10 protein-coding genes are annotated in these 12,953 nt (G+C 61.4%); all 10 read right to left on the bottom strand.

Going from position 1 to position 12,953, the window contains the following annotated elements:
• Positions 1-97 precede the first annotated feature (97 nt).
• The 10 genes from ACM6J5_RS03930 to hutU all read right to left on the bottom strand — a co-directional run bounded on the left by ACM6J5_RS03930 (position 98) and on the right by hutU (position 12,802).
• On the bottom strand, positions 98-1,054 hold the full coding sequence (locus tag ACM6J5_RS03930) for a choline ABC transporter substrate-binding protein (RefSeq protein WP_414927863.1): 957 nt from the start codon (positions 1,052-1,054) through the stop codon (positions 98-100).
• 244 nt (positions 1,055-1,298) lie between these two features.
• A complete protein-coding gene (gene hutG / locus ACM6J5_RS03925; RefSeq protein WP_414927862.1) occupies positions 1,299-2,102 on the bottom strand; it encodes an N-formylglutamate deformylase in 804 nt (267 codons plus the stop codon).
• 10 nt (positions 2,103-2,112) lie between these two features.
• Entirely contained in the window at positions 2,113-3,318 is a 1,206-nt protein-coding gene (gene hutI, locus ACM6J5_RS03920) for an imidazolonepropionase (protein WP_150672324.1), read from the bottom strand.
• A gap of 17 nt (positions 3,319-3,335) precedes the next feature.
• Entirely contained in the window at positions 3,336-4,742 is a 1,407-nt protein-coding gene (locus tag ACM6J5_RS03915; RefSeq protein WP_095942331.1) for an amino acid permease, read from the bottom strand.
• A gap of 124 nt (positions 4,743-4,866) precedes the next feature.
• The gene (hutH, locus tag ACM6J5_RS03910) at positions 4,867-6,399 is read right to left on the bottom strand and encodes a histidine ammonia-lyase (RefSeq protein ID WP_095942330.1); all 1,533 of its coding nucleotides are present in this window, start codon (positions 6,397-6,399) and stop codon (positions 4,867-4,869) included.
• Positions 6,400-6,512: 113 nt separating this feature from the next.
• Positions 6,513-8,036 carry a histidine ammonia-lyase gene (hutH, locus tag ACM6J5_RS03905; RefSeq protein ID WP_414927861.1) on the bottom strand — a complete coding sequence of 508 codons (1,524 nt, stop codon included), beginning with the start codon at positions 8,034-8,036 and terminating at the stop codon, positions 6,513-6,515.
• A 132-nt stretch (positions 8,037-8,168) separates the two neighbouring features.
• On the bottom strand, positions 8,169-8,999 hold the full coding sequence (locus tag ACM6J5_RS03900) for a quaternary amine ABC transporter ATP-binding protein (RefSeq protein ID WP_095942328.1): 831 nt from the start codon (positions 8,997-8,999) through the stop codon (positions 8,169-8,171).
• Entirely contained in the window at positions 8,996-9,847 is an 852-nt protein-coding gene (locus ACM6J5_RS03895; protein ID WP_095942327.1) for an ABC transporter permease, read from the bottom strand. The genes ACM6J5_RS03900 and ACM6J5_RS03895 overlap by 4 nt, the downstream gene beginning before the upstream one ends.
• A gap of 70 nt (positions 9,848-9,917) precedes the next feature.
• Positions 9,918-10,886 (bottom strand): ABC transporter substrate-binding protein, encoded by a 969-nt coding sequence (locus ACM6J5_RS03890; protein WP_150672323.1) that lies wholly within the window; start codon positions 10,884-10,886, stop codon positions 9,918-9,920.
• Positions 10,887-11,119: 233 nt separating this feature from the next.
• A complete protein-coding gene (gene hutU, locus ACM6J5_RS03885; RefSeq protein WP_095942325.1) occupies positions 11,120-12,802 on the bottom strand; it encodes a urocanate hydratase in 1,683 nt (560 codons plus the stop codon).
• Positions 12,803-12,953: the final 151 nt, after the last annotated feature.

The raw sequence follows: 12,953 nt of genomic DNA, 5'->3' as shown, positions 1-12,953 counted from the left end.
GCTCGCGATGGCGGCGCGTCAGTCGATCTATTCTGAATGTCCTACCGCTATCGCGAGCAGGCTCACTCCTACAGGTTTTGCACAGATCAGACAGGGGTCAGTTCTTGAGACTGGCCTGAACCGTCGCCACGCCATCCTTGCTATCGAAACTGCTGACACCCGCCAGCCAGCGCTGCAAGTCTTCCGGATGGTCACGCAGCCATTTCTTCGCGACATCCTGAGCCGACTGGCGCTCCATGATCGGCACCATCAACTGGCTTTCCTGGGCGGCGGTGAAGGTCAGGTTTTCCAGCAGGCGATTGACGTTCGGGCAGCGCTGGGCGTAATCCGGCGCAGTCACGGTGGAAACGGTCGCCGCGCCTTCATTCGGCCCGTACACGTCTTCACTGCCGGTCAGATAGTCGATCTTCATGTTGATGTTCATCGGGTGCGGGGTCCAGCCGACGAACACCACGAACTCCTTGCGATTCACCGCCCGCTGCACGGCCGCCAGCATCCCGGCCTCACCGGACTCGATCAGTTTGAAGTCCTTGAGGCCAAAGTGATTGGTTTCGATCATGGTCTTGATCGTGGTGTTGGCGCCGCTGCCCGGCTCGATGCCGTAGATCTTGCCGCCGAGTTGATCCTTGAACCTGGCGATGTCGGCAAAGGTTTTCAAGCCCGCCGCTGCCACATAGTCAGGGACCGCGAGGGTGGCCTGGGCGTCGGCCAGGCTCGGTTTGTCCATGACCTTGACCTGATTGGCAGCCACGAAGGGGGCGATGTTTTTATCCATCGCCGGTTTCCAGTAACCGAGGAAGATGTCCAGGCGCTTGTCGCGGATGCCGGCGAAGATGATTTGCTGCACGGCGCTGGTCTGCTTGCTTTCGTAGCCCAGACCGTTGAGCAGCACATCGGCCATGCCACTGGTGGCGATCACGTCGGTCCAGTTGACCACGCCCATACGCACGGTTTTGCAGGAAGCATCGTCCGCGGCCATGGCGCCGGCGCTCAACAGCGCGGTACCGCAGAAGATTGAGAGACAGCGGGTGAACAGACCTTTGGGGCTTGTCATGGATAGCATTCTCGTGCGGCAGCGGATTATTGTCGGGGCGGTGTCTTTGTGCACCGTGGCCAGAACATTACGCAGCAGACGAGCGGTAGAAGCGAACTGTGGCGACCGTGTTTTGCACGGTGGCGACTTGTAGGAGCGAGCTTGCTCGCGATGGAGGACAACGATGACGCGGGCTGCCTGAATGCATACGTTGACCTGACGTTTTTCGCGAGCAAGCTCGCTCCTACAGAGACCGCACCAAGCCTTAATGCCCGTAGTGCTTCTCGCCCCAGGCCAACAACCCTTGCAGCAACTCCTTCAACACCACCCGCGTCGGCTCCGCCAGATCCGGGCGATAACGGAACGGCTCGAACTCTTCCATGTAGGTGCACTGCCCCAGTTCCAGTTGCACCGCGTGGATGTTCTCGGCCGGGTTGCCGTAATGGCGGGTGATGTGGCCGCCCTTGAAGCGCCCGTTGAGTACGTGAGTGTAGTTGTCGTGAAGCGCACAGACCGCTTCCAGCCGGGTCGCAAGCTGTGGATCGCAACTGGCGCCATTGAAGGTGCCGAGGTTGAAGTCCGGCAGTTTGCCGTCGAACAGGTGCGGGATGATCGAGCGGATCGAATGCGCGTCGAACAGCAGCGCGTAGCCGAACTCGGCCTTCATCCGCGCCAGTTCCTGCTGCAAGGTGCTGTGATACGGCGTCCAGATCTGCTCCAGATAAGTCGCGCGCTCATCGGCAGAAGGCTCCAACCCTTCGCGGAACAACGGTATGCCGTCGAACAACGTAGCCGGGTACAGGCCGGTGGTCGCGCCCACGTACAGCGGTTTGTCGTCGGATGGCCGGTTCAGGTCGATGACGAACCGCGAGTACTCGGCGGCCAGGGTGCTTGCACCCAGTTCCGCGGCGAAGTCGTAAAGCTGCGGGATATGCCAGTCGGTGTCCGGCAGGCTTTTCGCGTCAGGGATCAACCCGGCTTCGACCGCAGGGGTCAGGCGCACGCCAGCGTGGGGCATGCTGATCAGCAGCGGTACGCGGCCTTGTTTGAAGTTCAGAACCTTATCCACAACAGATCTCCTACAGACTTGATTCGACGCCGTGGCGCACGACGCGTTTTTCCAGGTCACCGCCCAGCCAGTAACACAGGTCGGCCGGACGATCGATTTGCCAGGCGACGAAATCCGCGACCTTGCCGGCTTCCAGCGAACCATGGGTGTCGGCCATGCCCAGCGCGGTGGCGGCATGAATCGTCGCGCCGGCCAGGGCTTCTTCCGGGGTCATGCGGAAACAGGTGCAAGCCATGTTCAGCATCAGGCGCAATGACAGTGCCGGCGAAGTGCCCGGGTTGAGGTCGCTGGCGATGGCGATTTTCACGCCGTGCTTGCGCAGGGCTTCCATCGGCGGCAACTGGGTTTCGCGCAGGAAGTAAAAGGCGCCGGGCAACAGCACCGCGACCGTGCCGGATTCAGCCATGGCAATGGCGTCATCCTCGGTCATGAATTCCAGGTGATCGGCAGACAGCGCGTGGTAACGCGCCGCCAGGCTCGAACCATGCAGCGACGACAATTGCTCCGCGTGCAGTTTCACCGGCAACCCCAGTTCCTGGGCTGTGATGAAGACGCGCTCGACCTGTGCAGGCGAGAACGCCAGGTATTCACAAAATGCGTCCACCGCATCCACCAGCCCTTCGGCGGCCAGAGCCGGGAGCATCTCGGCGCAGATGTGATCGATGTAGTCGTCAGCGCGATCCTTGTACTCCGGCGGCAAAGCGTGAGCCGCCAGGCAGGTGCTGCGCACGCTGACCGGCAATTCGGCGCCGAGGCGACGGGCCACGCGCAGCATCTTGCGTTCGTTGGCCAGGTCCAGGCCGTAGCCGGACTTGATTTCGATGCTGGTGACGCCATCGCGCATCAGGCTTTTCAGGCGTTTGGCGGCGCTGGCGAACAATTCATCTTCGCTGGCCGCGCGGGTGGCGCGCACGGTGCTGGCGATGCCGCCACCGCTGGCGGCGATTTCCGCATAGCTGACGCCTTGCAGGCGCTGCTCGAATTCACCGCTGCGGTTTCCGCCGAACACCGTGTGGGTGTGGCAGTCGATCAGGCCCGGTGTGACCCAGGCCCCGTTCAAATCATTGACGGCCGGGTACTCGCCCGCCGGCAACTCACCGCGCGGGCCGATCCACTCAATGTGCGCTCCTGACGTCACGATGGCCGCGTCCTCGATGATCGAGTAGACGCCTTGTGCCATGGTTGCGACGTGACAGTGTTGCCAGAGCGTTTTCATCCTTGGCCTCCATTAGGTTATCGATGAGAAAAAACAGGGTCCTGTGTCACCAGGGCAGCCTGGCCCGCCGCCGGTTTCACCCATGTCAGGTAAGCCAGCACCAGCAACACGATCCAGACCACGCCGACGATCAGCGCCGCCTGGGTGTCCGGGAAATAGCCCAGCACGCCGAAAATGAACAGCATGAAGGCAATCGCCGCCGCCGGCGCATAGGGCCAGAACGGTACCGGGAATTTCAGTTGTGCAACCTGCTCGGCGCTCATGGAGCGGCGCATCGCCACTTGGGTCACCAGAATCATCAGCCAGACCCACACCGTGGCAAAGGTCGCGATGGAAGCGATCAACAGGAACACGTTTTCCGGGATCAGGTAGTTCAGCAAAACGCCCAGCAACAGTGCGGCACTCATCACCACGACCGTCATCCATGGCACGCCATTGCGCGACAGGCGGGCGAAGCCCTTGGGTGCATGCCCTTGCTGGGCCAGACCGAACATCATGCGGCCAGCGCCGAAGATGTCACTGTTGATCGCCGAAATCGCCGCCGTGATCACCACGATATTGAGGATGGTGGCCGCCGAGCTGATCCCCAGCTTGTCGAAAATCTGCACGAACGGGCTGCCCTGGCTGCCGATCTGCTGCCATGGAAAGATCGACATCAACACCAGCATCGTCAGCACGTAGAACAGCAGGATCCGCAACGGAACAGCATTGATCGCCCGGGGCAGCACGTGCTGCGGGTCCTTGGCTTCACCTGCCGTTACGCCGATGATTTCAATACCGCCAAACGCAAACATCACCACCGCGAACGAAGCAATCAGACCGCTCATGCCATTGGGCATGAAGCCGCCATGGCTCCAGAGGTTGCTGATGTCGGTCGCTTGGCCGGGGGCCGAGCTGATGCCGAACCACATGATGCCGAAACCACCCAGGATCATCGCGATGATAGCCGCGACCTTGAGCAGCGACAGCCAGAACTCCATTTCACCGAAGACTTTGACGTTGCACAGGTTCAGGCCGCCGACGATGGAAACGACACCCAGCACCCAGATCCAGCGGGAGACTTCCGGGAACCAGAAGCCCATGTAGATACCGAACGCCGTGACGTCCGCCATGCCGACGATGACCATTTCAAATGCGTAGGTCCAACCGAGGACAAAGCCCGCCATTGGCCCCAGGTAAGTGCTGGCGTACTGGCCGAACGAGCCGGTCACAGGGTTATGCACCGCCATCTCACCGAGGGCGCGCATGACCATGAACACCGCCGCGCCACCGATCAGGTAAGCGAGCAATACCGCGGGCCCGGCCATTTGAATGGCCGAGGCGGAACCATAAAACAGCCCGGTGCCGATCGCCGACCCCAGCGCCATGAAGCGAATATGTCGGGCAGAGAGCCCGCGTTTCAAACCTTTTTCTGCCTGTTGCATTTCTCGTCCCTAATTATTGTTATTCGACGCAAAATCGAATCGCTGGCAAGCCAGCTCCTACAGGTTCAGTACGATCCATGTGGGAGCGGCGGTGCGACGATTCGACTTGCTCGCGAAGGGGCTATTACAGGCTAGGCAACAACTTCGCCGTCACCAGCTCGTTCAGGCAACGCGAGGCCAACAATTCAGACGCCGCATTGATGTCCGGCGCGAAGAAGCGGTCTTTCTCGTAGAACGGCACGTCGGCACGCAGGATGGCTCGGGCCTTTTCCAGTTTCGGCGAGGTCTTCAAGCCATTGCGCAGGTCCAGGCCCTGAACGGCCGCCAGCCATTCCACGGCGAGAATCCCACGGGTGTTTTCGGCCATTTCCCACAGACGCTTGCCAGCCGCCGGCGCCATCGATACGTGGTCTTCCTGGTTGGCGGAAGTCGGCAGGCTGTCCACCGAATGCGGATGGGACAACGCCTTGTTCTCGCTGGCCAGTGCCGCTGCGGTCACCTGGGCGATCATGAAGCCGGAGTTCACGCCACCGTTGGCCACCAGGAACGGCGGCAGTTGCGACATGTGCTTGTCCATCATCAGCGAGATGCGGCGTTCGCTCAGGGAACCGATTTCAGCGATGGCCAGCGCCATGTTGTCAGCGGCCATGGCCACCGGCTCGGCGTGGAAGTTGCCACCGGAGATCACGTCACCTTCAGCGGCGAACACCAACGGGTTGTCGGAAACGGCGTTGGCTTCGATCGCCAGCACTTCGGCCGCCTGACGGAACTGAGTCAGGCAGGCGCCCATGACTTGTGGCTGGCAGCGCAGGGAGTACGGGTCCTGGACCTTCTCGCAGTTTTCGTGGGAGTCGGAGACTTCGCTGCGCTCGCCCAGCAGGTCGCGGTAAGCGGCGGCGGCGTCGATCTGGCCTTTCTGGCCACGGGCAGCGTGGATGCGTGCGTCGAACGGCGAGCGCGAGCCCAGGACCGCTTCAACGGTCAGGCCGCCCAGTGCCAAGGCACCGGCGAACAGGTCTTCGCCTTCGAACAGGCCACGCAGGGCAAAAGCAGTGGACACCTGAGTGCCGTTGAGCAGCGCCAGGCCTTCTTTCGCGGCCAGGGTCAGCGGGGTCAGACCGGCAACTTTCAGCGCTTCGGTGGCTTCCATCCACTCGCCTTTGTAGCGCGCCTTGCCTTCGCCCAGCAGCACCAGCGACATGTGGGCCAGAGGTGCCAGGTCACCGGAAGCACCGACCGAACCTTTCAATGGAATGTGCGGGTACACCTCAGCGTTGATCAGGGCGATCAGCGCGTCGATCACCACACGGCGGATGCCGGAGAAACCACGGCTCAGGCTGTTGACCTTGAGCACCATGATCAAACGCACCAGGTCATCGCTGATCGGCTGGCCGACACCGGCGGCGTGGGACAGCACCAGCGAGCGCTGCAGGTTTTCCAGGTCTTCGCTGGCGATGCGGGTCGAGGCCAGCAGGCCGAAACCGGTGTTGATGCCGTAGGCGGTGCGGTTCTCGGCGAGGATCTGTTCCACGCAGGCAACGCTGGCTTCGATCTGGGCCGAGGCGCTGTGGTCGAGGGTCAGTTTCACCGGCTGCTGGTAGACGTCACGCAGTTGGGCGAGGGTCAGTTGGCCGGGAATCAGGTTTAGCGCAGTCATTTTGTGCTCCTTTTGAGAGTTGTTATTAACTCACCAGACGCTCCGGAGATGTCCGTTGTCCGTCGCGTCTGCCTTTTGGGGAGACGCGCCTTGGCACGCTGGTGTTGTGGAAGTCAGTTCAGTTCTGGAAAAGCGTTGTGCAGCAAAATCGGGTCTTTCAATACCGCAGCAGCGGCGGCAATGTCCGGTGCCAACCAGCGATCCTGGTCGTAGGGGGCAACATGCTCGCGCAACAGACGCCAGGCAGTATCGGTGCCCGCGCCGAAGCGTTGTTCTTTGAGGAACTCGAACGCCTGGGCCGCCAACAGGTACTCGATGGCGAGGATCTGCGTGCAGTTTTCCAGCGCGCGGTGCAGCTTCAGCGCGGCGTTGGTGCCCAGGCTCAGGTGGTCTTCCTGCAAACCCGACGTCACGTAGTTATCCAGCACCGCCGGTTGCGCCAGTTGACGATTCTCCGCGCACAGCGAAGCGGCCACGTATTGCACGATCATCATCCCGGAGTTGACACCCGGGTTGGCCACCAGGAAGGCCGGCAGGCCGCTGACGTGCGGATTGATCAAGCGGTCCAGGCGACGCTCGGCGATGGAGCCGATTTCCGCCATGGCAATCGCCAGCAGGTCCGCCGCCATTGCCACGGACTGGCCGTGGGGGTTGGCCTGGGATACCACGCGGTAATTGTCCGCAGTGCCCAGCACCAACGGGTTGTCGGTGGCGCCGTTGAGTTCGGTTTCGATCTGTTGGGTCGCGTGTACCAATTGGTCGCGAGCGGCGCCGTGCACCTGCGGAATCGAGCGGATGCTCAGGGCGTCTTGCGTACGAATGCCTTTGCTCTTGGCGATCACTTCGCTGCCGTCGAGCAAGGCCCGCAGGTTGATCCCGACCTGCTGCATGCCAGGGTGCGGCTTGAGCGCGATGATCTCGGCATCGAACGCGTCGATCTGCCCGCGCTGGGCTTCGAAGCTCATGGCACCGATCACGTCGGCCCACTCCAGCAGGCGCGCGGCATCGGCAATCGCCAGGCAGCTCAGGCCGGTCATGCACGGCGTACCGTTGACCAGGCACAAACCGTCCTTGGCCCCGAGCCTGACCGGTTGCAGGCCTTCTTCGGCCAACGCTTGCTGCGCGGAAACAACCTGACCGCGATAGCTGACATTGCCGACACCCAGCAGCGCGATGCCGATGTGGGCCATGTGGGTCAGGTAGCCCACGGAACCCTGGGACGGCACTTGCGGGGTGATGCCACGGTTGAGCAGCGCCAGCAGGGCTTCAACGACCTGACGGTGCAGGCCGGATTTGCCATGGCTGTAGTTGACGACGGCGGCGCACATGATCGAGCGGGTCTGCTCGTTGGTCAGTGGCGCGCCAACGCCACAGGCGTGGCTGAGCAAGGTGTTGCGCGACAACTGGCTGAGTTGTTCGTCCTGCAGCGAGACGTTGCACAGCGCACCCAGGCCGGTGTTGATGCCGTAGGCACGTTCGCCGCTGGTGACGATGCGCTGGACGATGGCCTGCGCGTTTTCGATGCGCGCCCAGATCGGTGCCGACAGCTCAAGCTGTGCGCCATCGCGGGCCACGGCGACCACGTCCTGCCAAGTGACCTGCGCTTCGGTGATAACGATTTTTTCAGCCTGGGACATCTTCAACCTCATCCAAATATTGATGCAGCTTCACCGCCGCCTTCGCGAGCAGGCTCGCTCCCACATTGGAATGCATTTCCCTGTGGGAGCGAGCCTGCTCGCGAAGGGGCCAGCTCACTCACTGCAAATCTCTCAAACCACCGCCGCCCGACGCTGCACAAAGCGGTCGACATATTCATCCGCCGGCGAATGCAGGATCTCTTTCGGCGTGCCGACCTGGATCAGGCGGCCATCCTTGAGGATCGCAATGCGGTTGCCGATGCGCACGGCTTCGTCGAGGTCGTGGGTGATGAAAACGATGGTCTTGTGCAGGGTCTTTTGCAGTTCCAGCAACTGGTCCTGCATTTCGGCGCGGATCAGCGGGTCGAGGGCGCTGAAGGCCTCGTCCATCAGGATGATGTCGGTGTCCGCCGCCAGGGCGCGGGCCAGGCCCACACGTTGACGCATGCCGCCGGAGAGCTGGTGCGGGTATTTGTTTTCGTAGCCCTTGAGGCCCACGGTGTTGATCCAGTGCAGCGCACGCTCGGCGCACATGGCTTTGGTTTCGCCACGGATTTTCAGGCCGTAGGCGACGTTGTCCAGCACGCTCTTGTGCGGCAACAGGCCGAAGCTCTGGAACACCATGCTGATCTTGCGCCGACGAAATTCGCGCAGGGCTTCCATGTCGTATTGCAGGATGTCCACGCCGTCCACCAGGATCGCGCCGCTGGTCGGGTCGATCAGGCGGTTGAAGTGGCGGACCAGGGTCGACTTGCCGGAACCCGACAGGCCCATGATCACGAAGATCTCGCCGCTGCCGATGCTAAGGGACAGGTCGTTCACGCCGACCACGCAGCCGGTCTCGGCCAGCACCTGATCCTTGGTCTTGCCCTGGCCGATCATGGCCAGCGCATCCTTGGAACGGTTGCCGAAAATCTTGAAGACGTTCTTGACTTCGATCTTGCTCACGGTTGCGTTGTTCATTTGCTCACCTCATGCCGTGCGCGACCGTACGCTTGTGTAATGCGGTCGATCACCACGGCCAGAATCACGATCGCCAGACCGGCTTCAAGGCCACGTCCGACGTTGAGGGTCTGAATCCCCACCAGCACGTCTTCACCCAGGCCACGGGCACCGATCATCGAGGCAATCACCACCATCGACAGGGCCATCATGGTGGTCTGGTTGATCCCGGCCATGATGCTCGGCAGGGCCAGAGGCAGTTGCACGCCGAACAGTTGCTGCCAGCGGTTGGCACCGAAGGCGTTGATTGCTTCCATCACTTCGCCGTCAACCTGGCGAATACCCAGATCGGTCAGGCGGATCAGTGGCGGCGCGGCGTAGATCACCGTGGCGAAAATCGCCGGGACCTTGCCCAGGCCAAACAGCATCAGCACCGGGATCAGGTACACGAAGCTCGGCATGGTCTGCATGATGTCCAGCAACGGCATCAATATCGAACGCAGGCGATTGCTGCGCGCCGAGAGAATGCCCAGCGGAATGCCGATCAACACCGAAATGATCGTCGCCACCATCATCAGCGCCAGGGTCTGCATCAGCTTGTCCCAGAGGCCGACCGCACCCACCAGGAACAGCAGACCGACGATGACGCCAGTGGTCACGACCTTGCGGGTCGCGTGCCAGGCCACACCGGCCACGATCGCCAGCATCAGCCACCAGGGTGCCGCGCGCAGCAGGCTTTCGAGATTGACGATGGCCCACAACAGGGTGTCGGAGATGCTGCGAAAAACGTCGCCGTAGTTGGTGACCAGCGAATCGACCCAACCGTTGACCCAGTCGGCGATGGAAAAGGTAAAGCTTTCGGGAAACATAAGAGACTCTCAATCAAGGGGTTGCGATCAAGCGTCCGACTGCCGTTGCCGACAGCCGGAAAAGCCCAACCTACAAGGCCGCGTCGATTTTCTTGGCTGCGTCTTCGCTCACCCATGCGTGCCAGACTTCAGGATGTTCCTTCAGGAAGATCTTGGCCAGTTTTGGCGACTCGATCCGCTCTTTGGTCATGCGCCCAAGGTTCTGGTTCAGCAGGTCGATTGGCACGTTGACCTTTTCCAGCACGGCCACCAGTTCCGGTGCTTCGTCGTGGAAGGTCTTGGACAGGCCGACCTTGATGGTCACGGTCTTGTTCACGCCTGGTTTCTCTTCGAGTTTGACCACGTCGATCTGGCCCATCAGCGGGGTTGGCGACCAGTAGTAGAACAGGATCGGCTCGCCACGCTTGTAGCTCGACAGCACGGCGGCATCCAGTGCCGGGCCGGTGCCTGGGCGGAAGTTGGTGTAGGTGCTTTCCAGGCCGTAGCTTTTCAGCATTTCGCTGTTGTCCAGCTCACAGGTCCAACCGGCCGGGCAGTTGTAGAAACGGCCCTTGGACGGCTCTTCGGCGTCCTTGAACACTGCCGAGTATTTGCCCAGGTCAGCAATGTTTTTCAGGTCCGGGGCCTTGGCTTCCAGCTTGCGCTTGGCGTCGCCTTCGATCACGTAGCGCGGCACGTACCAGCCTTCGATCGCGCCAACCACCGGCGCGCCGACACCGACGACCTTGCCGGCCTTCTCGGCCTTGTTCCAGACTTCGCTGCGGCCGACCCATTCTTCGGCAAACACTTGAATATCGTTGCTGCCCAAGGCGTTTTCCATGGTGATGGAGTTGCCCGGCAGGCTGTCAGTCTTGCAGTCGTAGCCTTTCTCCAACACAACTTGCATCACGTCGGTCAGCAGCATGGCGCTTTCCCAGTTCAAACCGGCGAACTTCACCGGTTTGCCCGACTCGCACCAACCCGCCGCCTGAGTGGCGCCAGCGCTGGCCAGCAGGCCCATGGAAAGCAATGTGGTCAGCAGGGTCTTGTTCGATTTCATTGTTGTGACGCTCCTAATCATGAATTGGCTTACGGCAGTCAAGAGGCATCCAGCCCTGTCCACGTCCAATCAGGCCTGCGCCGCAGCGCGACCGACATTCAGCTTTTGTTCGGTGACAGCGTCCTGCTCGAAACGGCAGGATCAAACGGTCTGGTATTGCGTAATGCCGCTGCGTGGCCAGTGAGAGCGAGCGAACTCGCTCTCACATAAAAGCAGCTCCCACAGATCAGGTGTTACTTGCCGGTAATCATCGGCAGGTTCAGCCCTTGTTCCTTGGCGCAGTCGATGGCGATCTGGTAACCGGCATCGGCGTGACGCATAACGCCAGTGGCCGGGTCGTTGTGCAGCACGCGAGCGATACGCTCGGCCGCTTCGTCAGTACCGTCGCAGACAATCACCATGCCCGAGTGCTGGGAGAAGCCCATGCCGACGCCGCCGCCGTGGTGCAGGGAAACCCAGGTCGCGCCGCTCGCGGTGTTGAGCAAGGCGTTGAGCAGTGGCCAGTCGGAAACGGCGTCGGAACCGTCTTGCATCGATTCGGTTTCGCGGTTCGGGCTCGATACCGAACCGGAGTCCAGGTGGTCGCGGCCGATCACGATGGGCGCGGACAACTCGCCGCTGCGTACCATTTCGTTGAACGCCAGGCCCAGCTTGGCGCGCAGGCCCAGGCCAACCCAGCAGATTCGTGCCGGCAGACCCTGGAAACTGATGCGTTCGCGGGCCATGTCCAACCAGTTGTGCAGGTGGGCGTCGTCCGGGATCAGTTCCTTGACCTTGGCGTCGGTCTTGTAGATGTCTTCAGCGTTGCCCGACAGTGCAGCCCAACGGAACGGGCCGATGCCACGGCAGAACAGCGGACGGATGTAGGCCGGTACGAAACCCGGGAAGTCGAATGCGTTTTCCACGCCTTCTTCCTGCGCCATCTGACGGATGTTGTTGCCGTAGTCGAAGGTCGGTACGCCCATTTTCTGGAACTCGAGCATCGCTTTGACGTGCACGGCCATCGATTGCTTGGCGGCCTTTACCACAGCGGCTGGCTCGGTCTTGGCGCGAGCGCGGTATTCGTCCCAGGTCCAGCCGGCCGGCAGGTAGCCGTTGAGCGGGTCGTGGGCGCTGGTCTGGTCGGTAACCATGTCCGGGCGTACGCCACGCTTGACCAGTTCCGGCAGGATTTCAGCGGCGTTGCCCAGCAGTGCGATGGAAATCGCCTTGCCTTCTTTGGTGTACTTGGCGATGCGGGCCAGAGCGTCGTCGAGGTCGGTAGCCTGCTCATCGACGTAGCGGCTTTTCAGACGGAAATCGATGCTGATCTGCTGGCATTCGATGTTCAGCGAGCAAGCGCCGGCCAGGGTTGCAGCCAGAGGCTGGGCGCCACCCATGCCGCCCAGGCCAGCGGTCAGTACCCACTTGCCCTTGAGGTCATCGTTGTAGTGTTGGCGACCGGCTTCGACGAAGGTTTCGTAGGTGCCTTGGACGATGCCCTGGCTGCCGATGTAGATCCAGCTGCCGGCGGTCATCTGGCCGTACATGGCCAGGCCTTTGGCGTCCAGTTCGTTGAAGTGCTCCCAGCTCGCCCAGTGTGGAACCAGGTTGGAGTTGGCGATCAGTACGCGCGGGGCATTGCTGTGGGTCTTGAACACGCCGACCGGCTTGCCGGATTGCACCAGCAAGGTCTCGTCGTCGTTCAGGTTGGTAAGGCTTTCGACGATCTTGTCGTAGCATTCCCAGTTACGTGCAGCGCGACCGATACCACCGTAAACCACCAGTTCTTTAGGGTTCTCGGCGACTTCCGGGTCGAGGTTGTTCATCAGCATGCGCAGCGGCGCTTCGGTCAGCCAGCTCTTGGCGGTCAGCTTGTTACCGCGTGCGGCACGGATTTCAACGTCACGAAACTTGGTACGTTTAATGTCAGTCACGAAAAAGACTCCTCAGCAATCAATCCAAACCAACCCAGGCAGTGGGCGAGCAAGCCAATGGGCATCAGTGCACACCGGCGAATCAGTGGACGATGGTTGAGTCTTCGTGACTCATACGCATACGTCTTTACTTGTACATACAAGCATATGC

This window comes from Pseudomonas sp. IT-P74 (genome assembly GCF_949768175.1).
Lineage (GTDB): Bacteria > Pseudomonadota > Gammaproteobacteria > Pseudomonadales > Pseudomonadaceae > Aquipseudomonas.
This window is presented reverse-complemented; position numbering and strand designations above follow the sequence as displayed.

Bases quoted from the DNA above. Each gene is read 5' to 3' on its own strand.
- ACM6J5_RS03900 (WP_095942328.1), bottom strand. From the start codon at position 8,999: ATGAACAACGCAACCGTGAGCAAGATCGAAGTCAAGAACGTCTTCAAG.
- ACM6J5_RS03930 (WP_414927863.1), bottom strand. From the start codon at position 1,054: ATGACAAGCCCCAAAGGTCTGTTCACCCGCTGTCTCTCAATCTTCTGC.
- ACM6J5_RS03895 (WP_095942327.1), bottom strand. From the start codon at position 9,847: ATGTTTCCCGAAAGCTTTACCTTTTCCATCGCCGACTGGGTCAACGGT.
- hutH (WP_414927861.1), bottom strand. From the start codon at position 8,036: ATGTCCCAGGCTGAAAAAATCGTTATCACCGAAGCGCAGGTCACTTGG.
- hutI (WP_150672324.1), bottom strand. From the start codon at position 3,318: ATGAAAACGCTCTGGCAACACTGTCACGTCGCAACCATGGCACAAGGC.
- hutH (WP_095942330.1), bottom strand. From the start codon at position 6,399: ATGACTGCGCTAAACCTGATTCCCGGCCAACTGACCCTCGCCCAACTG.
- ACM6J5_RS03915 (WP_095942331.1), bottom strand. From the start codon at position 4,742: ATGCAACAGGCAGAAAAAGGTTTGAAACGCGGGCTCTCTGCCCGACAT.
- ACM6J5_RS03890 (WP_150672323.1), bottom strand. From the start codon at position 10,886: ATGAAATCGAACAAGACCCTGCTGACCACATTGCTTTCCATGGGCCTG.